At 61.4% G+C, this 19,995-nt stretch carries 20 protein-coding genes; 16 read left to right on the top strand and 4 right to left on the bottom strand.

The window, feature by feature from the left end; translation table 11 throughout:
• The first annotated feature begins 9 nt into the window (after nt 1–9).
• The 13 genes from ORI27_RS15550 to ORI27_RS15490 all read left to right on the top strand — a co-directional run bounded on the left by ORI27_RS15550 (nt 10) and on the right by ORI27_RS15490 (nt 11,945).
• Complete coding sequence (locus ORI27_RS15550) at nt 10–921, top strand: TIGR03619 family F420-dependent LLM class oxidoreductase (protein ID WP_265997952.1); 912 nt, start codon at nt 10–12, stop codon at nt 919–921.
• A gap of 30 nt (nt 922–951) precedes the next feature.
• On the top strand, nt 952–3,138 hold the full coding sequence (locus ORI27_RS15545) for an acetate--CoA ligase family protein (RefSeq protein WP_265997953.1): 2,187 nt from the start codon (nt 952–954) through the stop codon (nt 3,136–3,138).
• The gene (locus ORI27_RS15540) at nt 3,135–4,013 is read left to right on the top strand and encodes an enoyl-CoA hydratase/isomerase family protein (protein WP_265997954.1); all 879 of its coding nucleotides are present in this window, start codon (nt 3,135–3,137) and stop codon (nt 4,011–4,013) included. The genes ORI27_RS15545 and ORI27_RS15540 overlap by 4 nt, the downstream gene beginning before the upstream one ends.
• Nucleotides 4,014–4,105: 92 nt before the next feature.
• The gene (locus ORI27_RS15535) at nt 4,106–4,891 is read left to right on the top strand and encodes an enoyl-CoA hydratase/isomerase family protein (protein WP_265997955.1); all 786 of its coding nucleotides are present in this window, start codon (nt 4,106–4,108) and stop codon (nt 4,889–4,891) included.
• A gap of 53 nt (nt 4,892–4,944) precedes the next feature.
• Entirely contained in the window at nt 4,945–5,781 is an 837-nt protein-coding gene (locus ORI27_RS15530; RefSeq protein ID WP_265997956.1) for a mycofactocin-coupled SDR family oxidoreductase, read from the top strand.
• 20 nt (nt 5,782–5,801) lie between these two features.
• Nucleotides 5,802–6,011 carry a tautomerase family protein gene (locus ORI27_RS15525; RefSeq protein ID WP_265997957.1) on the top strand — a complete coding sequence of 70 codons (210 nt, stop codon included), beginning with the start codon at nt 5,802–5,804 and terminating at the stop codon, nt 6,009–6,011.
• 53 nt (nt 6,012–6,064) lie between these two features.
• The gene (locus ORI27_RS15520; RefSeq protein WP_265997958.1) at nt 6,065–6,772 is read left to right on the top strand and encodes an enoyl-CoA hydratase/isomerase family protein; all 708 of its coding nucleotides are present in this window, start codon (nt 6,065–6,067) and stop codon (nt 6,770–6,772) included.
• Between the two features lie 7 nt (nt 6,773–6,779).
• Nucleotides 6,780–7,313 carry an FAS1-like dehydratase domain-containing protein gene (locus tag ORI27_RS15515; protein WP_265997959.1) on the top strand — a complete coding sequence of 178 codons (534 nt, stop codon included), beginning with the start codon at nt 6,780–6,782 and terminating at the stop codon, nt 7,311–7,313.
• On the top strand, nt 7,310–7,786 hold the full coding sequence (locus ORI27_RS15510; RefSeq protein WP_265997960.1) for a hotdog family protein: 477 nt from the start codon (nt 7,310–7,312) through the stop codon (nt 7,784–7,786). Before ORI27_RS15515 ends, ORI27_RS15510 begins: the two co-directional genes overlap by 4 nt.
• On the top strand, nt 7,779–8,600 hold the full coding sequence (locus ORI27_RS15505; protein ID WP_265997961.1) for a mycofactocin-coupled SDR family oxidoreductase: 822 nt from the start codon (nt 7,779–7,781) through the stop codon (nt 8,598–8,600). Before ORI27_RS15510 ends, ORI27_RS15505 begins: the two co-directional genes overlap by 8 nt.
• A 71-nt stretch (nt 8,601–8,671) precedes the next feature.
• Nucleotides 8,672–9,829 carry an acyl-CoA dehydrogenase family protein gene (locus tag ORI27_RS15500; protein ID WP_266073990.1) on the top strand — a complete coding sequence of 386 codons (1,158 nt, stop codon included), beginning with the start codon at nt 8,672–8,674 and terminating at the stop codon, nt 9,827–9,829.
• Between the two features lie 56 nt (nt 9,830–9,885).
• A complete protein-coding gene (locus ORI27_RS15495) occupies nt 9,886–11,106 on the top strand; it encodes a cytochrome P450 (RefSeq protein ID WP_265997963.1) in 1,221 nt (406 codons plus the stop codon).
• Complete coding sequence (locus tag ORI27_RS15490; protein ID WP_265997964.1) at nt 11,103–11,945, top strand: SDR family NAD(P)-dependent oxidoreductase; 843 nt, start codon at nt 11,103–11,105, stop codon at nt 11,943–11,945. Before ORI27_RS15495 ends, ORI27_RS15490 begins: the two co-directional genes overlap by 4 nt.
• 414 nt (nt 11,946–12,359) lie before the next feature.
• Here ORI27_RS15490 and ORI27_RS15485 read toward each other — a convergent pair whose 3' ends face one another.
• From ORI27_RS15485 to ORI27_RS15475, 3 genes are all read right to left on the bottom strand, one after another.
• Nucleotides 12,360–12,965, bottom strand: coding sequence for a cytochrome c oxidase subunit 3 (locus tag ORI27_RS15485; RefSeq protein ID WP_265997965.1), 606 nt, complete (start codon nt 12,963–12,965; stop codon nt 12,360–12,362).
• A 7-nt stretch (nt 12,966–12,972) separates the two neighbouring features.
• Entirely contained in the window at nt 12,973–13,698 is a 726-nt protein-coding gene (locus ORI27_RS15480; RefSeq protein ID WP_265997966.1) for a hypothetical protein, read from the bottom strand.
• A gap of 75 nt (nt 13,699–13,773) precedes the next feature.
• The gene (locus ORI27_RS15475) at nt 13,774–14,907 is read right to left on the bottom strand and encodes a spirocyclase AveC family protein (RefSeq protein ID WP_265997967.1); all 1,134 of its coding nucleotides are present in this window, start codon (nt 14,905–14,907) and stop codon (nt 13,774–13,776) included.
• 203 nt (nt 14,908–15,110) lie between these two features.
• Between ORI27_RS15475 and ORI27_RS15470 the strand changes: the two genes are divergently transcribed.
• The 3 genes from ORI27_RS15470 to ORI27_RS15460 all read left to right on the top strand — a co-directional run bounded on the left by ORI27_RS15470 (nt 15,111) and on the right by ORI27_RS15460 (nt 19,077).
• Entirely contained in the window at nt 15,111–16,886 is a 1,776-nt protein-coding gene (locus tag ORI27_RS15470; RefSeq protein WP_265997968.1) for a nitric oxide reductase activation protein NorD, read from the top strand.
• Between the two features lie 5 nt (nt 16,887–16,891).
• The gene (locus ORI27_RS15465) at nt 16,892–17,671 is read left to right on the top strand and encodes a CbbQ/NirQ/NorQ/GpvN family protein (protein ID WP_265997976.1); all 780 of its coding nucleotides are present in this window, start codon (nt 16,892–16,894) and stop codon (nt 17,669–17,671) included.
• Between the two features lie 191 nt (nt 17,672–17,862).
• Nucleotides 17,863–19,077, top strand: coding sequence for a cytochrome P450 (locus ORI27_RS15460; RefSeq protein WP_265997969.1), 1,215 nt, complete (start codon nt 17,863–17,865; stop codon nt 19,075–19,077).
• Nucleotides 19,078–19,132: 55 nt separating this feature from the next.
• Here ORI27_RS15460 and ORI27_RS15455 read toward each other — a convergent pair.
• Nucleotides 19,133–19,995: TetR/AcrR family transcriptional regulator (locus ORI27_RS15455; RefSeq protein ID WP_265997970.1), on the bottom strand; the 863-nt coding region annotated here is incomplete at its 5' end.

Genomic DNA, 19,995 nt, shown 5'->3' with positions numbered 1-19,995 from the left:
CGCACCCGTATGAGCTTCGCTGGGCGTCTAGGGCTGGTGTTTCCGCAAGACGCGATCGGCGGCAGCCAGGCCGCCATCTGCGATTTCGCTCAGGACGCGCAGGCCTGCGGGTTCGACTACCTAGCGGCAGCCCATCACGACCTCGGCCTCGATCGGGACCTGCACGGCGACACTTTGCGTCGGGATTGGCCTTTTCCTGAAACGTCTAGCATGCGGTCTGCTCCGTATAGCGCAGGTGACGCCTTCCATGAGCCATTCGTCTTGTTTGGATACCTGAGCGGGGTCTGTGAGCTGTCCTTTCTGAGCGCGGCGCTGGTACTTCCGCAACGACAGACAGTTGCCGTGGCGAAGGCCGCAGCTGAAGTCGATCTCCTGTCGGGGGGTCGGCTCACCTTGGGGGTGGGCGCCGGATGGAACAGCACCGAAATGACGATGACAGGCATGCCGTGGTCGAATCGGTTCGCACGGATGGAAGAACAGATCCACCTATTGCGTGAACTGTGGACGAGTCCCAACGTGTCCTTCAACGGCCAGCATCACCGATTGGCTGGTGCCAGCATACGTCCCCGCCCAGTGCAGCAGCCGATCCCGATCTGGATCGGCTCGGGGTCGGGACCACACTCCATCGACCGGGTGGCGCGTCTTGCGGATGGATGGATGCCCCAGCAGATCCCGGGGCAGGAGCTTGACGACGCGCTTCGAGAAATTCGCCACTTGATGGAGCGTAGCCAGCGCGATCCGGACAGTCTTGACCTCCATGGCGTGATCACCGTTGGCGACGCCGACATCGGATGTGTGGCCCGACGCGCAGCACGATGGGCCAAGGCGGGCGCTACGTATCTGGCGCTCGACCTGCGCGGATCGCTGCCCAGGCACCGTAATACGTTGCACCGCTTCGTGGATGCAGTCCGATCAAGCTGACGATAGAGCAGACAGACGAACGGAGAGCAAGTGTCGACTCTGGGTACATTTCAACCAACGTCGCGAGGTCGTGCACTGTACACCCACGACGAACTGAGGCCCTTGGTCCGGCCGGCATCGGTTGCTGTCGTGGGAGCCTCACGCACCGGAAGTGGGTTCGGCGCCTCGACGGTCACACAGTTGGTGAATTCACCGTTCGCCGGAACTGTTTACGTGGTGAACCAACGGTTCGCCACCGATCCTGCTCCCCAAGGGGTGGTCGGCGTTGCGTCCTTGGACCACATCCCGGGCGGCCTGGACTGTGTGCTCATCGCCGTACCGGCCGCCGCGGTCGAGGCGACAGTCGAGGCGGCAGCCGCCGTCGGATGTCGAAGCGCGGTCATCTTCACCGCGGGCTTCGGTGAGACCGCGTATGGGGCTGCAGCGCAGGACCGAATCCGTGAGATCGCCGATGCGTCGGGCATGCGGATCGGTGGTCCCAACACCGCCGGGATCCTCAACTACCGTGATGGCATCCCGCTGACGTTCCTGGGCGATCTCAGGATGGACCTCCCCAGCGGTGACATCGGCATCGTCTCTCAAAGTGCTGGCCTCGCGACGCATCTCGGTCACCGGCGACATCGCGGTATGGGCGTCTCCTACACCATGACAACCGGCAACTCCGTGGATGTCACTGCGCTGGACTACGTCAACTTCCTCCTGGACGACGATATGACCAACGTGATCATGTTGGCGTTGGAAGGTGTCGACAACCCGGCCGCACTCCGTCAGGCCGGACGCCGAGCACACGAGCTGAGCAAGCCGATCCTCGTGCTCAAGAGTGGACGCACAACACTGGGCAGCAATGCCGCGGTATCGCACACCGGGAGTCTGACCACCAGCTATGAAGTGTTTTGCACCGCAGCCGAAGACGCTGGACTCCTCGTCTTTCAGACCCCGGAGGAGCTGTTAGACGCGGCCAACATGTTCTCGCGCTGGCGCAACAAGCGGTACCGCCGTGGCGGGGTGGCCATTTTGACGACCATGGGCGGTCCGGGCGTAATTGCCGCCGACGCGGCCGACGACGCCGGTGTCGCGTTGCCGACGCCGACGGCCTCCACCGTCGCGCGGCTCGGCGAGTTGGTACCTAGCTTCGCTGCCGTGGGAAACCCGATAGACACCACCGCGTTTCAGTCTGACGCAGTGCTTGGTCAGTGCCTGCTAGCGCTCGCCGAGGATCCGTCCTACTCCGTAGTCCTAACCCTGGTCTCCACCACAACAGGAGCTGCGACGGCCGGCCGCCCCGCTGCGATCGCGACAGCCGCCGGCAGCACCGACGTCCCGATCGGGGGCATCTGGCTGAGCAGCTGGCTGGAAGGCCCCGGCAGCGAGACCCTGGACCGTGACGAGAATGTCGCGCTCACGCGTTCATACACGAGTATGTTCGCCGGAATCTCGGCCTGGACAGCCTGGCAGGAACGGCGACTTGCCACCGTGGCTGTCTCGGACACGAGTCCGGTGAATCTTCTGGATCGTGATGCCTTGTCGGCGGTGGCTGACCGGCTCGGTACGGTGTCCGCGACTTCGACACTTGACGAGCAAGACTCGCGCGAAGTGCTGTCTTTGATTGGCATTGCGATGCCAATTGCCGAGGTGGTGACCTCCTCTGATGCCGCAGAGCGGGTGGCGCAAAGCATTGGCCGCCCGGTAGTGGCCAAGATCGTGTCGAAGGATATCCCGCACAAGGCCGAAGTGGGGGGAGTGATCTTGGGGTTGGCTGACCCGGCGATGGCGGGAGACGCTTACCAAACGATTATGAAGACCGTCGCGAGCCGTCGGCCGGATGCAGCTCTGTCCGGTGTGATGATTGCCGAGATGCTCTCCGTCAAAACAGAATTCATGTGCGGCGCGGTCAGAGATCCCGTCTTCGGCCCGGTGGTCGTCTGCGGCGCCGGCGGTGGGGCCGCCGAGGAACTTGGGGATGTGGCCCGCTGCGTAGCGCCGGTGACCACCGATTCCGCATTGCGCGCCGTACGGCGTCTGCGTGCCTACCAGTCGTTCCACCGGCGCGACCCGGAAGCGGCCGAGCTTCTCGCGGCAGGCGTGAGCGAGACAATGGTCAGGCTCGGTGAATTGATGAACACCGAGCAGCGCATCGTTGAAGTCGACCTCAATCCGATCGGACTGGACGACCGCCGGCGGTTGGTGTCACTGGATGCGCTTGTGGTGATGCGGTGAACATCGACACCGGTCATGACGTGGTCACCGCCGAACTGACCGACGCGGGGATTCTCGTGGCGACCCTCAACCGGCCGTCGAGCCGCAACTCCCTGATACTCGAGTCCTGGCTGGCGCTCGATGCGGCTCTCGACTATGTCACCGCCGCCGGCGATGTCCGCTGCGTGGTCCTCACCTCGGTCGGTGCGTACTTCAGTTCCGGCGGGGATCTCAAAACGGCACCGCGGGTGGGCAATGGCGCGATGGCCGCCATCGGCCGACTGGAAGTGGCCCACGGCGTGATCACCCGATTACGGTCGCTGCCGGTGCCGGTGTTCTGCGCAGTCGAGGGCGGCGCGGTCGGACTGGGCTGGAGCTTGGCGCTGGCATGTGACCTCGTGGTCGCTGCGCGGGGCGCACGATTCTCGTGTCCGTTCGTTCGGCGGGGAGTCGTGCCCGATGGGGGTGCGAGCTGGTTCCTGAGTCAGCGTGTGGGCCGTATCCGGGCGGCGGCACTGGTGCTTCTGGGGACCGAACTGACCGCGGTTGAAGCCCACGAGTGCGGTCTGATCAGCCACCTGGCCGATGACGGCGCCAGCCTGGCGGTTGCGATGGAGCTTGCCGGCAAACTCGCCGAAAGCCCCTCCCGCGCGGTGGAACTCACGAAGCGTCTGTTGCACAGCGCCGAAGACTCCGACTTCGTGCACTTCCTGGCACTCGAATTGGCGACTGGAGTCATCACGCAGGGGCGACCGGAAGCCGCGGCGGCCCGCGCCGCTTTCGCGGCACGGTCTACAGCAACTGCGTCGGGGCCTACGGCATCGCCGCCGGGAGCAATGGCGGGCCTCGACACGGCGGCGGTGGCAACGGAATTCCAGTTCGGGGACTCCAAGTGATGCCGCTAGCCTCGACGAGAAGGTGGCTCGGGGTGAATCGATCGGTTCACTCGATGACAGGTCATGAGCGGCGCATCCTGGAGGTGTCTTGAATGACGACGGTGCTCAAGGATTATCAGCACAAATACAGCAGCGCCGAACTCACCCGCGATGGCAACGGCGTTCTGCTGGTTCAATTCCATACGAACGGTGGGTCGCTCATCTGGAGCGAGACCGCTCATCGTGAATTGGCGGGCTTGTTTGGCGACGTCGCCGACGACCGTGACAACCGGGTTGTGATTTTGACGGGCAAGGGGCCCAACTTCATCACTGAAACCGACAATGCGAGCCTGTCCGATGTCGGCACTCCGAACGGCTGGGACAAGATCTACTTCGAGGGGCGCCGTATGCTGCGCAATCTCCTCGATATCGAGTGCCCGGTCATCGGTGCACTCAATGGTCCTGTCACCGAGCACTGTGAACTCATCCTGCTTTCCGACGTTGTGTTGTGTTCGGAGTCAGCCACTCTCAAAGACGGACCTCATTTCGCCAATGGCCTGGTGCCCGGTGACGGGATCAACCTGCTGTTGCCGCTCGTGATGGGATTGAACCGCGCACGCTACTTCCTCTTGATGGGCCAGCGGCTGTCGGCGAATGAGATGCTCGACGTCGGCATCGTCAGTGAGGTACTGCCGCCCTCGCAGCTTCTTGCAAGGGCCAACGAGATCGCAAAGTTGTGGGCCGCGAAGCCGTCGTTGACCCTCAAGTACACACGTACCGCACTGGTTCACACCATGCGCAAGTTGATGATCGACCAGTTGGGCTACGGGCTGGCGTTGGAAGGCAACGCACTTGTCGCCATGGGGACAGAGAATTTCGAGTTCCTTCCCCAGGATTGAGGCGGTCCCACATCGACCAACAAGGATTAGCAAGCAGGATAGGAGGCCTCCACATGGGCCGGTGCGAAGGCAAGGTTGCGTTCATCAGTGGGGCTGCGCGAGGGCAGGGGCGTAGCCACGCCGCGCTGCTCGCCAGCGAAGGCGCCGACATCATTGGCTTCGATTTGTGCGGGCCGCTTTTGACGACCGGCTACGAGCCGGCAAGCTGGCAGGACTTGGAGGAGACCGAACGGCTGGTCGAAAAAGAGGGCCGGCGGATGATCGCCTTCCGGGCGGACGTCCGTGACTACCACGAGGTCAAATCCGGGCTGGATGCCGCGGTGGCCGAGTTCGGTGGTCGCCTGGACATCGTCGCGGCCAACGCTGGCATCGTTACCTACGGACGCGCCCACGAACTCACCGACGAGGTCTGGCAGGAGACCATCGACGTCAACTTGACCGGCGTCTGGCACACCGTCAAGGCGGCGGTTCCGTTGATGATTGCCGCCGGAAATGGTGGATCCATCACCATCACCAGCTCGCTAGCCGGTTTGGTGGGAATGGCCAATACCGTCCACTACACCGCAACGAAGCACGGTGTTGTCGGGATGATGAAGACGTTGGTGAACGAGTTGGGCCAGTACTCGATACGGGTGAACACCATCCACCCCACCAATGTCAACACCCACATGCTGCACAACCCCGGCACCTACGCACTCTTCGAACCCGATGTGGCCCAGCCGAGCCGCGAAGGCGCGATGCAGAACGCATTGGGCATGCATGTTCTGCCGATTGCCCAGATCGAACCTATAGACATGTCGAATGCGTTGTTGTTCCTGGCCTCCGACCAGGCCCGCTACGTCACCGGAGCGACTCTGCCGATCGACGGCGGAGCCAGCACCAAGTTCTGACTGAATAGGGAGCCAACGCGATGCCGATGATCCAGATAAACCTCCTCGCAGGTCACACCGACGCGGAGAAGCGTGCGCTGTTGTCCGCCGTAACTCACGCGGTGATGACTTCGATTGGTGCAAAACAAAGTTCAGTCAGAGTGTGGATCAGCGAACTCGAGCCAACGGAAATCATGATCGCCGGCGAGGTGGTTGCCGACAAGCGATCCCAACCCGGCACGGCAACATGAGAGGTTACGGTGCGGTCGGGTGGCCGAACATCAGGATCACCCAGGAGGGAGGAGTGACCGAGATCCGATTGCACACCGATGGCGGCCCACTCGTCTGGAACGCCACTGTGCATCGCGATCTCGCCGAGGCGTTCACCTCGGTGGGCCTCGACGAGAGTACGAAGGTGGTCATCCTCACCGGAACCGGAGAGGACTTCTGTGCGTCCATCGACCGGGCCAGCTTCCGTGAGGCCGTTCGGGGTTGGGACGTGACGTGGTTTGAAGGTCGCCGAATGCTCACTTCGCTGTGGGAGATCGACGTTCCGGTGATCTCGGCAATCAATGGCCCAGCGCTGATCCATTCAGAGTTGGCGGTTATGGCCGATGTGGTCCTGGCATGCCCCACAACGGTGTTTGCCGATAAGGCGCACTTCGTCAGCGGCGTCGTTCCTGGCGACGGAGTCCATATTGTGTGGACCGAGCTGTTGGGACCGACCCGTGGCCGGTACTTTCTGCTGACAGGCACCGAGATAGACGCGGCCGAAGCGTTGCGTCTGGGGGTGGTCCACGAGATCCACAGTCCCGACGCGCTGTCCACGCGAGCATGGGAGTTGGCTGCCGATATGGCGCGGCACCCACTGCCCGTATTGCGTTACACCCGTACCGCGTTGAGCATGCGTTGGCGGCGGACTGTTGCCGACGAGCTGAGCCACGGTCTGGCGGTCGAAGGTCTCGGGCAGTACGCACAGGGCCACGTCGCCCGTACCAATGGAGGGGCCTGAACTCGCCGTGGCCGACCAGTCTGAACTGCCGAAAGGCACATACGAAGACGCCGTCGCGATGATCGGTGTCCAACAGCAGATCCAATTCGGCGAGGTGCCGGTCAGTCTGGCGTTGATCAGGGTATTCGCTGCGACAGTCGAGGATCCCAACCCCGCGTACTGGGACATCGCCGAGGCGCGCAGACTGTGGGGTGGCATCGGTGCCCCGCCGGGCATGCTGCATGGCTGGGTCATGCCGTTGCTCTGGCGTCCTGACGGGCGGGAAGAGCGAACCGCACTCTCGGCCCGCATACCGCTTCCAGGAACCAGTCTCATCAACGTATCCACCGACGTGGAGTACTTCGACTTCGCCCGGCCGGGAGACACCATCAACGTGACCGAAACCATGACCGCGGTCTCGGGGGAGAAGTCAACCCGCTTGGGCGTTGGCCACTTCGTGACCACCCTCGCGATCTACCGAACAGGAACCGGCGCTCGCATCGCTGACTACCGAAACACGCTGTTCCGCTATACGCCACATGATCAGGACGGTCCACGATGACAGTGCTCCAGGAGCTTGCCATAGGAGAGTCAGCGCCGCCCGTTGTTCTCGACGTAACCCTGGCAACCGTGTTGGGGGCGCCGGTGGCCACGTGGGATTTCTTCCCGGGTCATCACGACATCGACTACGCCCGCAGCCAGGGGCAACCCGACGTATACGTCAGCACTATGGTCTTGCACGGATTTGTCGATCGCATCGCCGTGGCGACCACCGGACCCGAGTGGTTCATCCGGAGGCGGACAATGCAGATGTCGCAGTCGGTCTATCCCGGCGATGAGCTTGTCGGCGTGGCCACCCTGACTCAGCGATTTGTAACTGAGTCAGGGGAACAGGCGGTCGCATTGTCAATCGTGGCCTCCACCGACCGCGGTCGATGCGTATCGGCCGAGGCCGTTCTCACGCACGGTTTGCAGGGGCCACACGGGGCGGAACTAAGACCGCTTGACAAGCGAAAGGTGATGGAAGATGGGTAAATTCGATGGCCAGGTTGCGTTCATCACCGGGGTGGCGCGCGGACAGGGCCGCTCCCACGCCATCCGGCTGGCGCAGGAGGGTGCCGACATCATCGGTGTTGACATCTGTCGCCAGATTGACACCGTCGCCTACCCGTTGGCCACCTTCGAGGATCTCGAAGAAACCAAGACCGTGGTTGAAAAACACGGTAGGGTCGCTGCTTTCGAGGTCGCCGACGTGCGCGATCTCGGCGCTTTGAGAACGGCGTTCGACGCCGGCATCGGTCAGCTTGGTCGCGTCGACATCGTCATCGCGAACGCCGGGATCATGCCTACGGTCGGTGCGCGGGCCGACGACGACGAGGCATTCTATGACGCGATCGACGTCATGCTGAAGGGCGTCTGGCATACGTTGCGCGTTTCAGTTCCCAAGTTGATCGAGCAGCAACAAGGAGGCGGCATCGTCATTACGAGCTCCACAGCCGGGCTGAAGGGCCTCTCCACGGCGTGCGAGGCAGGGTCGGATGGCTACGCCGCGGCCAAGCATGCTGTCGTCGGGCTGATGAGGGTCTATGCGAATCGCCTAGCTAAGCACAGAATTCGGGTCAACACGGTTCATCCCACTGGGGTCAACAGCCCGATGATCGCCAACGACGCGTTCGCAGCTTTCACAGTCGAGCACCCAGAGGTTGCGAGCGCCTTACAGAATTCGCTACCGGTTGACCTGATCGAGTGTGAGGACATCAGCAACGCCATTGCATGGCTGGCTTCGACGGAGGGACGCTACGTCACGGGCGTAACTCTTCCGGTCGATGCGGGTTTCACTAGCCGGTGACATTCAGGTCATTGCGGTTGGGGCGCAACGAGTACTATCGTAGCCAAACGTTCGGTTCATAGGAGATGACGTTGACAAGTCCGCCGTCCGATCGCAGCGAGACCGTTGCGGCAATCTGGGAAGCAGTTCAAGGCGTCAGCGCGCAATGGGGCCGTGCGTACTGGCGTGACTGTCGGGCCACGGGACGGCGTCCGTCGGAGTTCATGACGGGGCTGGCCGATGCGGGACTTCTTGGCATCGGTGTACCGGAGAATATGGGGGGCAGTGGCGGCGGCGTGACCGAACTCGTCGCGCTCGCTGAGGCCCTCGGGCGTACCGGCGTGCCGTTGAGCGGATATGTGGTGGTCCCATTCTTCTGCCGTGTTCCAGTGATCAAGGTGGGCACGCCGGCGCAGGTGGAGGCGGTAGTCAAGCCCACGCTGACAGGTGAGCCCAGTGTCGCCTTTGCGTTTACCGAGCCCGACGCGGGCACCAATAGCTTTGCCATGCGAACCCATGCGCAGAAGATCGACAACGGTTGGCGACTTGACGGGCAAAAGACCTACATCTCCGGTGCGGACGAAGCCCCGATGCTGATGGTTGCCGCCCGAACCAACTCGGCGGGGAAGCGTGCCGAGCTGACGTTGTTCGTGCTTCCCAACGACACGCCGGGCATTTCGGTTACTCCGCAGAACATTACGGTCAACGCCCCCGAGAAACAGTGCACGGTGTTCTTCGATGGGGTCGAAGTGCCTGACAGCGCGGTGCTGGGTGAACCAGGCAGAGGTGCGGCGTATTTGTTCGACGGGCTGAACCCGGAACGCTTGGTCGCCGCTGGCGGCTCGATCGGCTTGGGTGATTTCGTACTGCAGAAGGGTGTGGAATACGCCAGCGAACGGGCCCCGTTCGGTACCCCGATTGGCGCCTACCAGTCGGTGGCTCACCCGATGGCGCGCGCCAAGGTCGGGCTCGAAGCGGCGAAGCTGTTCGCCTACCGCGGAGCTGAGGTATTCGACTCGGGCGGCGACGCCGGACAGCTGTCGAATATGGCGAAGTTGATGGCCTCGGAATCGGCTTGGGCCGCCACAGACAGCGTGATTCAGGCCTTTGGCGGGGCGGCGTTTGATGTCGATAACGACATCCTCTGGCTCCTTGAAACTCTGCGGCTGACGCGGGTCGCCCCGCTGAACAACGAGATGATTCTCAACTCGATCGGCACTCACCTTCTCGGCCTTCCGCGTTCCTATTGAGTTTGCTGCCAATCGATTTCACACTCTTGAACGCCATCAACCAGGAGGTACATGGCATGTCGACCATCAATCACGGCGCAGCGGTGGCGGAACTCGCCGCCAACTTCGACCACTGGGATCCCGATCAAGCAGCGTGCTTACCTGACACGTTCCGCCAACTTCGGGACAAGTGTCCGGTCGCCCACAGCGACCGACATGGCGGATTCTGGGTGCTGACACGTTACGACGATGTCGAAGAGGTGCTCAAGAATCCAGGCGACTTCTCGTCCCGCTATACGTCGATTCCACGTGGGATGTTCGGAGAATTCACCATCCTCCCCCCGATTCAACTTGATCCACCGGCTCACGCAATGTTCCGCAAGCTGCTCGTCAAGCCGTTCACCGCACAGAATGTGCAAAAGTGGGAGGACTTGGTGCGCCTTGACTGCCGAGCGGTGATCAGCCAGTTCATCGACCAGGGCCGAGTCGAAGTGTCTTCCGAGTACGCCAAATTCATTCCCCTGCGATTGATGGCCACGATGCTCGGTATCTCGCCGGACGATGAGGGCCGGTTTGCGTCGTGGATCAAGCGGATTCTGGAAATGGGTGCCGTCGACCCGGATGGCGCGTTGGCTGCGGCTGGCGAGATGCAGGTCTACCTGGCCGGCAGCATCGCCGACCACCGTGCTAACCCCAAAGATGATGTCATCACCCTGCTGATCGACAGTGAGGTCGACGGCGCGAAACTCAACGACGAAGACCTGCTGGGGGCGCTATTTTTGCTCATCCTGGCGGGAATGGACACCACCTGGGGAATGATAACTGCGGCAATTTATCATCTGTCGCAACATCCCGAGGATCGCGATCGGCTCGCCGCGGATCCATCGCTCCTTCCGGTGGCCATTGAGGAGTTCGTGCGATATTTCGCGCCCGTGCATGAGGGCCGGTCTGCCACGAGGACGGTCGAGTTGAATGGGGTGACAATCCAAAAGGGTGATCCAATTTTGGTCTGCTTTGGTGCGGCAAACCGAGATCCTGCGGCGTTTGAGAGTCCGGAAACTGTGATCATCGACCGAAAGGCGAACCGGCACTTTGGCTTCGGTGTCGGGATTCACCGCTGCCTGGGGGCACATCTGGCCCGGCTTGAAGTCAGGCTTGCTCTTGAGGAATGGCTCCGTGCAATACCGGAGTTCTGGCTCGCCGAACCTGAAAAGGTCAGGTGGTCAACTGGACAACTGTGGAGCCCCAAGGATGTTGTGGTGGGATTCCCCGCTGGCGGCACCAGGGGTGCTGAGTGAAGAACTTCAACGGGAAAGTGGCAGTCATCACTGGGGCCGGCTCAGGCATGGGACAACAGATTGCGATCCAGCTGGCCGAAAAGGGAGCCGCGGTGGCGGTACTGGACATCAACGGAGCGAGTGCACAGGAGACGGCCGCTCACATCAACCAAAACGGCGGGCGCGCAATCTCTTATGTCGCTGACGTGGCTGACAGAGAGGCAGTCTCTTTGCTTGCGGCACGGATCGCCGATGAGTTGGGACCTGCCGATATCTTGGTCAACAACGCCGGCATCCTCATGAAGTCCGAACGATTCGACCGGATGCCCGAAGAGATGATCGAGCGGCTCATCGATATCAACCTCAGGGGTGTTCTCCACTGCACTCGGGTGTTCCTTCCTCAGCTGTTGAGTCGACCGGAGGCATCGTTGGTCAACATCTCGAGTCTCGGCGGATTGGTCGGGTTGATGTACCAGGTGCCATACGCCGCTGCGAAATTCGCAGTACGAGGCTTCAGTGAGGCGTTGCGCATGGACATGATCGAGACCAATCTCACTGTGACAACGGTCTATCCGGGCCCGGTCGCCACCAACATTTTCATCAACTCGCCTGCAATGAGTCGTGAGGAGGGTCTAGCTGGGCAGGAGTCCATGATGACGGTCAAGCCTGTTCCTGCTGAGAAGGCAGGTCATCTGATCATCGATGGGATACGAAAGCGCCGGCCGAAGGTGGTCATTGGAGGACAAGCGAAAGCCATGGACATCCTGGCGCGCATCGCACCCAACACTTACACGAAGATTCTCTACAAGCCGGTGAAGAAGATGATGGACGCAACAGACACCGGAGCAGCAGCGCGTTGATACAGCTAGACCGAATCCCCGTTGCCGCTGTTTGGCCTGGGCGCAGGACCTAGTATCGGCACAGCACATCGGCTCTGTTGTGAACGCGCCGCCCTCGCATCCGTAGAAAGACACTGATCCCGAAGGTCACCTCGACTCTCGATCGGGTCCGTTGGCACGCCGACGGAGGACAGAAGACGAACGCATCCAAGAGTCCTCTAGTTCTAGTCGACAATCGCTGTGTACCAGTCAAATGCGTTGATCCGAAGAGCTGGGGAGCGTGCCGACCCCGTGGAGTGCCGATGGTGACGGCGGTCCGGTATCGAGGGCGCAACGCAAGATCCAACTAGCCGGCCACCCCTGCAGGCGGGTGTACCAGCGGCCTGACTCTGGAGCTACAGAATGCTCCGCCGTTCAACTCGTCGCCCGGAGTTCTCAGTGGAGGAGGTAGAGCAGGGGGAAGATTACTAGCCAGAGTTGATCGACCATATGCCAAAAGCAGGCGAAGCCTTCGGCATAACGCATCTTGTTGCCGAAGTCAGGCGTCCCGGCGCGGCTTGCGAATCGCCACAACACGCCCAGCGCTACGAGACCAAGAAGTACGTGGCCAAGGTGTAGGCCCGTCATGAAGAAATAGAACAGGTAAAAGTTGTTGGTCTTCAGAGTGATCCCCGAGCTAACCTTGCCCGAGTACTCAACGACCTTGATCACCGCGAATGCGGCACCGCATGCGATGGCCAGCAGTACATACGCGGGCGCCCGTACCGCATCACCAGCCCGGATGAACGACATCGCCCGCACGATGAATAGCGAGCTGGTCAGTAGCAGCAGGGTGTAGAGCACGCCAACGTGGACATTGAGGCTGCGCTGCGACTCGATGAAGACACCGGGATCGTGAGCTCGATTCACGAGAAATACGCCGAAGACGTAACCGAAGAGCAAGAGGTCGCCGAAGATGAAGACCCAAATCCCCGGTTCTCCGGGGACCTTGGGAGCCCGGCTGCCGCTGTCGCTAGAGGTTTCCGGCTCGATGGTTCGCATCCTTGAGTCAGGCCGACGCCGCGCTGCTCAATGCCTCTGCCGCGTACTCCTTCTCGTGATCGTTGATGGCTTGCAGCATCACGTAGGTCAAGCTAAGCATCCATACGAAGAACACGACTAGCAGCAGCCACCAGGTGATTGCACCGTTCCAAGCGAGCGGCCCGTCAGTGAAGAAAACATCGAGCTGCGATCCGAGCGTTACGATGCCGCACCAGAGACTGAGGTAGCCAGACCAACGTGGAAATATCGGTCTCGAGTGCTTGTCCTTGATGACGGCGATCCCGAAGACGATGCACTGAGTGGCCCAGGTGAATATCAGACCGGCAAATGGGAGCCAGCCAAGGTCGTTGAGTGTCTGTATTGCTTCATCTGAGCGTCCGTTGCGGTAGGCGCCCGTCAAGAAGAAGTAGAACGGAACCATGAACTGCATCGGGAGTAGAATCCCCAAGCCCATTTGCGTGAGGGCAAGCGGAGCCCAGCGGCCTTCGATCCGCTTCATCTGCAGGCCGAGGGCGATCACCCACGGAGTGCACAGCATGCCTGACCACATTGCGATGGTGATACCGAGTTTGATCCGAAAGCTGTTCTGTCGGTAAAAGTCTGCAATTTCGGCCGCGCTCCACGCGGGGCTGGGCGGCGGAATGAAGCGGGCAATCAGCCAGAACCCTATGAAGAATATGACCATCAACGCTGGTGCGCACCATGCGCAAAGGCGTTGTGTTCTCGCGTTCATATATTTGCTCCTTCAAGTGACCGGACTCGGCGGCGTTGACCACGACGTGTTCGCGACGAAGGTCTGGGCGGTGAGCTACTTGGGCGTGAAAATGGTGCCATCGGTGGTCATGTATGCCGAGCCGGGCCGCGGAATCGGTACCCCGGGTCCCGGGCAGGCGTAGTCAGGCGCGCCCGGGTAGGGGGCACTGCCCGCACCGCACAAGTTGTTGGTCAGATACGAGCGCTCGGTGATGTCCTTAGGCCACTCCGAGCCGTGGAGGCCGATCGCCGCCCACAGAAGGCTGTACACGACCATGGCGATATTGAGGAAGCCCGCGATGGCCAGGAATCTCACAAAAGTGCGGCCGGACTCGCGAACGTGCAAAGTGTCGGCGCCGCGCTCGGCAACGGTACGGCCCTTATCGTCCTTGAAGAACCGTAGGAATGTCCACGCCGCCCAGCAGGTGCCGAACAGGATCGCCTCGTAGATCGGGAACTGGAAGTAGTGACCGTGAAATAGAGTGACGCCCTTGATGGCTGAGGGGTAGGTCCATACTCCGGATGCCATCAACAGTGGTTCCAGGCATGTGTCGAACACCAGGAAGATGAGCGTGGTGGCGACACACAAGCCGAAATTGCCGAGATTGGGGAATCGCTTACGGATTTGGCCCATCACGAAGCAACCAATGACGACAGCGGCGTACATGAAGTAGATGTACATCGGCGGCAGCGTGACGAAAGGTTCAGCTGTTCGGTTGGCGTGAGGAGAAAGCCAGAACGGAACTCGCGGCTCCCAACCGCCAAAGTTGATCATGTAGGAGTTCCACGTGAGATTCCACTGGAACCAGCTGATCAGGCTGTTCTGCCAGAACACGGTCAGGAAGCCCAGACAGATGAGGCCGTCGACCGACATCCGTCCGTCGCGCCGCCATGGGCGATAGACGACAAAATAGATGATTCCCAGAGCTGCGACGAGACCGCCGTACTGCCAGATGTTGAGCGAAACCTTCATCCACCCCGGCACCGGCGTAGGTCCGACGGGGGTGCGTTTGAAGTCGGCCGACAGGATCCACGCCGTGTACAGGTAGATCTGCAGCAGCACGAACATGGCGCCGAGGGCTGCCCAGATCTGGACGGGCCGAACTCTTTTAGAGCCTGAGGCGAGGCTGGACTCGGCGATGCGCCCGGTGTGTTGGGATCGGTCTGTGCGGCTGACTGGGTTCACCATGGGTTGAGCGATTCTCCGTCGAAATGGGCGAGGCCTACGGCGCTGCCTTCTTTGGCTTGATCAAAGCGACACTAGACATTTCGTCGCCTAATGTCCCGCTTCGGAAGAGCTGTGGCCCAACGATTCCCCGATCTTGGACAGTTATCTCCCCACTCCGTCGCAGCAGCTCGAACGCCCGAACTCCACCCAATACCCTTGCCGTTGTGGAACGCAGCGCCGACGACGCCACATCCCTGGCTGGTCGATTCGACATCGGTACGCCGTGCGGCCGATGGATCGGCGATGACCTAGCGATATACACGATGTTGAGTCGCGCGATAGCCGACCGGCCAGTTCGAGTGACGTCTGGCGGGGCTGCGCGCACCTATACCGACACCGAGGTGATCTATGTCGGTGACAGTGACCTCGTGCATGCGCGCGATGCAGCTCTGATTCAGTCAGCACTGATTTGGGCGGGCAGCCTAGAAGCACCGATCATGCAGCGGTTGTTGGGCCGGCCTAGTGCTGCTCGTCGTTATCTGGCTGTAGAGGCACCCCGTGCGCTGTATGCGATTGCGCGGAAACTTCCCGGCGCGAAGCCTGAACGTCTGGCTGACTTGGGTTACAAGGCGGACGTCCACAACCCGACCCAGTCGCTCAAGTTGGCGCTGGGCAGGAGCGAAATTCAGGAACCTCCCGATGTATACGGCGTGGTCCGTCCCCGGTGTGTGCTCGCTGCTCGCCCACTATCGCTCTCCGGGGCGACCGGGGCGGGTGGGGGCAGCCTCGAGATGGAAGACGACGATACAGAGGAGCTCGAAGAGGACGAAGAAACACTGCGGCTGGGCTTCATCGGCAAGCTCGTCAATGGTGGGGCCGCCGGGTTCTCGGTATCCGCACGCGCTCTCAAGGCACTCGGCCTCGGGCGCGAGCCGGGCGCAGGCGAATCGGCACCCGGCGATATGGGGCATTTTCGACCTGGTCGTGGCCCGAGTGTGAATGATCCGGCCTTCTCGTTGCATCCAGAGCCGATTTCCATGGACCTGATCGTTGCTGGCATCGACGATGTGATGAGCATCGCCGGTTGGGCATACCCAGAGTGGGACTTCAGACAGCAACGATACCGCGAAGGCTGGTGCACTGTCGTCGAGGTCGATCCAGAACCTCGCGAAGCAGAGATCTGCCTCAACATTGCGGACGCATCAGCCTTGCGTCGAAACCTCGCAACAATCGGCTTGGTGCGACAGCGTCATCGTCATGAACTCAACGGTGACGAATTGGAATTGGACGCCGTGATTCAGAGTCGGGTTGACCTGGTCGCGGGGCATACGCCGGACGAGAGGCTCTACGTCGATACCCGAAAGACGCAGCGTGATCTCGGGGTTCTCCTGCTGCTGGACGTTTCCGGGTCGTCCGCGGATTCCTCGCTGTTGACGAACAACCACGCTCAACAGATCTCCGCAGCGGCAGCGCTGGCCGATGCGTGGGTTGCGCTGGGCGCGCGCGTCGCGGTGTATGGCTTCCGGTCGCAGGGTCGAAACAGCGTGCACCTTCTACGGGTCAAGACCTTCGACGATCTGATGGACAGCCGGGCACGCCAGAGGCTGGTCGCGCTCGCCCCCCGTGGATTTACCCGACTCGGGCCGGCGATCCGTCACGCGCGCCATATCCTGCAAACCGAGGCGGGCACCGCCAACATGTTGCTGATGGTGCTCTCCGACGGGTTTGCCTACGACGCGGGCTATGAAGGCCCTTATGCCGCAGCCGATTCCCGGCGGGGGCTTGAGGAAGCGCGTGATGGCGGAATTGGGTCCCTGTGTCTCACTTTGGGATCCGACACGCCCGAAAGAACGCTGGACGATGTGTTCGGCTCCGCTGTCCGGGCGACCGGCGACCGGATGGAGGTCATAGCGCCCAAACTCGGCAAGCTATGCCGCGCGGCCCTGGCCTCGGCAGATCTCAGACGACGGTTCGACAGAAGGGAAGACGAAGGCCAGTGACCGCAATGGAGGCTCCGTTCTATCTCGCCACCGGTACTGAAAAGGAGGTGTTCCACGCTGCCGTTGAGCAGCGATTACCGATATTGCTCAAGGGCCCGACCGGATGCGGCAAGACTCGATTCGTCGAAGCGATGGCGCATTCGTTGAACCGGGAACTGACCACTGTGGCCTGCCATGAGGATCTCAGTTCATCCGATCTGGTCGGCAGGTACCTGCTGCGGGGCGGTGAGACCGTGTGGGTAGACGGGCCATTGACTTCAGCTGTCCGGCGCGGTGCCCTCTGCTACCTCGACGAGATCGTCGAAGCACGGCAAGACACAACCGTGGTCCTACACCCGCTGACCGACCACCGTCGCATCCTGCCCATCGAACGTTTGGGCTTGACTCTTCAAGCACATCCGGATTTCTGCCTGGTTGTGTCCTATAACCCTGGCTATCAGTCAGTGTTGAAGGATCTCAAGCAGTCCACTCGGCAACGCATGGTCGCGATCACGCTGAATTTCCCTCCGGCCGAGGCGGAGGTTCAGATCATCAAGCACGAAGCGGGCGTCAGCTCGGAGACTGCCAGGCAGCTCGTCACGCTTGCCCACGCCATCCGTAAGTCCGGTGCCGACGGACTACGCGAAGTCGCCTCGACGCGCGTGCTCGTTGCTGCCGCCCGATTGACGGCCAGTGGTGTTGATCCGCATCTGGCCGCGCGCTCGGCGATCGTGGACCCGCTGACCGACGATCCGGCGATTGCGGACGGCCTTTATGAGCTTGTCAGAGCTTATATTTCGGGATGAGGAATCCGCAGCGATCGGAGCATGGCTTGCCGGACCGCGCTCGTGGCCAGGATGGTGCCTGTCCGTTGCTTGACAGTGCTACGCGCATTCGCCTAAGGTTTGGAACCAATCGTTTGGTTAGTTGATGAACGCGTGGCCCAACGCTCGAACGCAGCACGCGAGGTCCGCGGGCACTCGGTGGAGGCAAGGAAATGGCTGAACAAGAATTCGGGCGCGACCACCACAACGACTTCGATATGGACAGCCCGGAATTCAACGACAACTACTACGACGTTCTCAACGATCTCGTCACGAGTTGCCCGGTGGCCCATAGCAAGGTGGGGAAGGGCTATCACACAATCACCGGTTACGAAGATGTCCGCAGGAGTGCTGAGGATTGGCCGACGTTCACCAGTTCGAAAGGGTTCCAACCAAACCGGCCCGACGATATGATGAAGTTGATTCCCGTCGAGACCGACCCGCCGTACCACACGATTTGGCGTAAGGTTCTCAACCCTTTTTTCACCCCTGGCGCAGCCGCCAAGTTCGAATCGGTCGTGGAGGAGATCGTCCACGGCGCAATCGACGACTTCATCGAGTCCGGCCACACCGATTTTGTCCGCGACGTCGCGGTTCACCTGCCCAGTGTCATGTTCTTCAAGACACTGATCGGCGTTCCGATGGAAGACGTCGAGATGTTGAGCACCCACGTCGTCGCGGGGTTGCTTGGCCCTGTTGCCGAGCGGGGCGCGGCTTGGGCCCGCTGCGGCGACTACGTCTCCGACTACTTGAAGACACGGGCAGCCCAGCCGCCGCGCAACGATGTCATCGATGTCGTCGTCCAGGGATTCGAATATGACGGAAAGGAAACGTCGTTCGATGAGAAGGTCAGTGTCGTTGTCGATCTGATGTCCGGAGGCGTGGGCAATACGGCTTACATGCTCGCAAGTATCGCTCACTACCTCGCGACTCATCCTGACGACCGCAAGGTCCTCGTCGATGATCCGCAGAAGATCTCACGTGCTGTCGATGAGTTTCTGCGATTCTATTCGCCCAACTTCGCGATCGGACGTACGTGTACGCGTGATGTCGAGATCAGCGGAACTGAGTTGGAGGAAGGAGATTTCGTAATGCTCTCCTGGGCGACAGCCAATCGGGATCCGCGGATGTTCAGCAATCCTTTCGAAGTCGACATCGAGCGTAAACACAACAGGCACATTGCATTCGGCGTGGGACCCCACCGCTGCCTGGGGTCCAATATTGCGAAAGTGCAACTGCGGGTGACGACGCGAGTTCTGCTCGAGCGCCTGCCGGAATTCGAAGTGCAGCCGGGAACGTGGCCGGTGTGGACGACGAGTCTCGTTCGGGAGATTGAAGGCCTCCATCTGGCCTTCCCCCCGGGTCAGCGTCGCGCCAGCGTACGTTGAGCGGCGTCAGGATCTTGGATTCCCTGTCCGCGTGACGAATCGGGCTGAGTCGTGCTCACCCACCACTCGTGCTTGAGGAGCGCCTCCTGCGCCGCGAAGGCGCTCGGGTGGTTGGTGGTGGGGAGGGCAATTGGCTGGTGACGTTGTCGATGAGGGTGGTGCGGTGTCCGGGTGTGTGGCTTTGTGGTGAGCAGCTGACCGCGGCGAGGATGAAGGCGCTGAACTGGCGGGCGATCTCTGTGGGGCTTGACTTGCCGGTGGGTCGATACCACCGGTGGAATGAGTTGAGCACGCCGAGGATCGCGTAGGAGGTCAAGCGCACGTCGAGGTCCGGGCAGAACACTTTGCGGCGTTGCCCGTCGCGGATGATCTGCTGCAGGTATTCGGTGTAGGCGTCGCGGTCGCGGATCACCGCCTGACGTTTATCGTCTTTCAGGCGTGCGCTGTCGCGCAGAAACACGATTCCGCGCTGGTAGCGGTCTGGGTGAACGTTGAGGGTGATATGCCCGACGGCAAACGCCACCAGCGTTTCGGCCGGGCCGGCGCGTAGTTCTTTACACATCCGCACGTTCTCCAGCAGGCCTTCATGGCCGTGCTGGATCACCGCGTACAGCAAGTCCTCTTTCGAGGAGATGTAGTGATAGAGACTCCCTTTGAGGACCCCTACCGCGTCACCGATGTCTTGCAGAGATGTGTTGTCGAAACCCCGCTCGGCGAACAACTCACCCGCCGCATGCACAATCCTGTCGTGGACCTCGCCGCGGGCCACTCGCGGTGAAGCGGGTTCAGTAGCCTCGGCGAGCGTCGGGGTGGTTGGTGGTGGGGAGGGCAATTGGCTGGTGACGTTGTCGATGAGGGTGGTGCGGTGTCCGGGTGTGTGGCTTTGTGGTGAGCAGCTGACCGCGGCGAGGATGAAGG

This window comes from Mycobacterium pinniadriaticum (assembly GCF_026242045.1).
GTDB classification, from domain to species: domain Bacteria; phylum Actinomycetota; class Actinomycetes; order Mycobacteriales; family Mycobacteriaceae; genus Mycobacterium; species Mycobacterium pinniadriaticum.
Note: the sequence above shows the minus strand (reverse complement) of the source record. Positions and strands in the feature narration are given on the sequence as shown.

What these genes read in the sequence shown, in the direction of transcription:
- ORI27_RS15525 (WP_265997957.1), top strand. Translation starts at nt 5,802, where the DNA reads ATGCCGATGATCCAGATAAACCTCCTCGCAGGTCACACCGACGCGGAG.
- ORI27_RS15505 (WP_265997961.1), top strand. Translation starts at nt 7,779, where the DNA reads ATGGGTAAATTCGATGGCCAGGTTGCGTTCATCACCGGGGTGGCGCGC.
- ORI27_RS15480 (WP_265997966.1), bottom strand. Translation starts at nt 13,698, where the DNA reads ATGAACGCGAGAACACAACGCCTTTGCGCATGGTGCGCACCAGCGTTG.
- ORI27_RS15510 (WP_265997960.1), top strand. Translation starts at nt 7,310, where the DNA reads ATGACAGTGCTCCAGGAGCTTGCCATAGGAGAGTCAGCGCCGCCCGTT.
- ORI27_RS15475 (WP_265997967.1), bottom strand. Translation starts at nt 14,907, where the DNA reads ATGGTGAACCCAGTCAGCCGCACAGACCGATCCCAACACACCGGGCGC.
- ORI27_RS15495 (WP_265997963.1), top strand. Translation starts at nt 9,886, where the DNA reads ATGTCGACCATCAATCACGGCGCAGCGGTGGCGGAACTCGCCGCCAAC.
- ORI27_RS15535 (WP_265997955.1), top strand. Translation starts at nt 4,106, where the DNA reads ATGACGACGGTGCTCAAGGATTATCAGCACAAATACAGCAGCGCCGAA.
- ORI27_RS15460 (WP_265997969.1), top strand. Translation starts at nt 17,863, where the DNA reads ATGGCTGAACAAGAATTCGGGCGCGACCACCACAACGACTTCGATATG.
- ORI27_RS15485 (WP_265997965.1), bottom strand. Translation starts at nt 12,965, where the DNA reads ATGCGAACCATCGAGCCGGAAACCTCTAGCGACAGCGGCAGCCGGGCT.
- ORI27_RS15465 (WP_265997976.1), top strand. Translation starts at nt 16,892, where the DNA reads ATGGAGGCTCCGTTCTATCTCGCCACCGGTACTGAAAAGGAGGTGTTC.
- ORI27_RS15530 (WP_265997956.1), top strand. Translation starts at nt 4,945, where the DNA reads ATGGGCCGGTGCGAAGGCAAGGTTGCGTTCATCAGTGGGGCTGCGCGA.
- ORI27_RS15550 (WP_265997952.1), top strand. Translation starts at nt 10, where the DNA reads ATGAGCTTCGCTGGGCGTCTAGGGCTGGTGTTTCCGCAAGACGCGATC.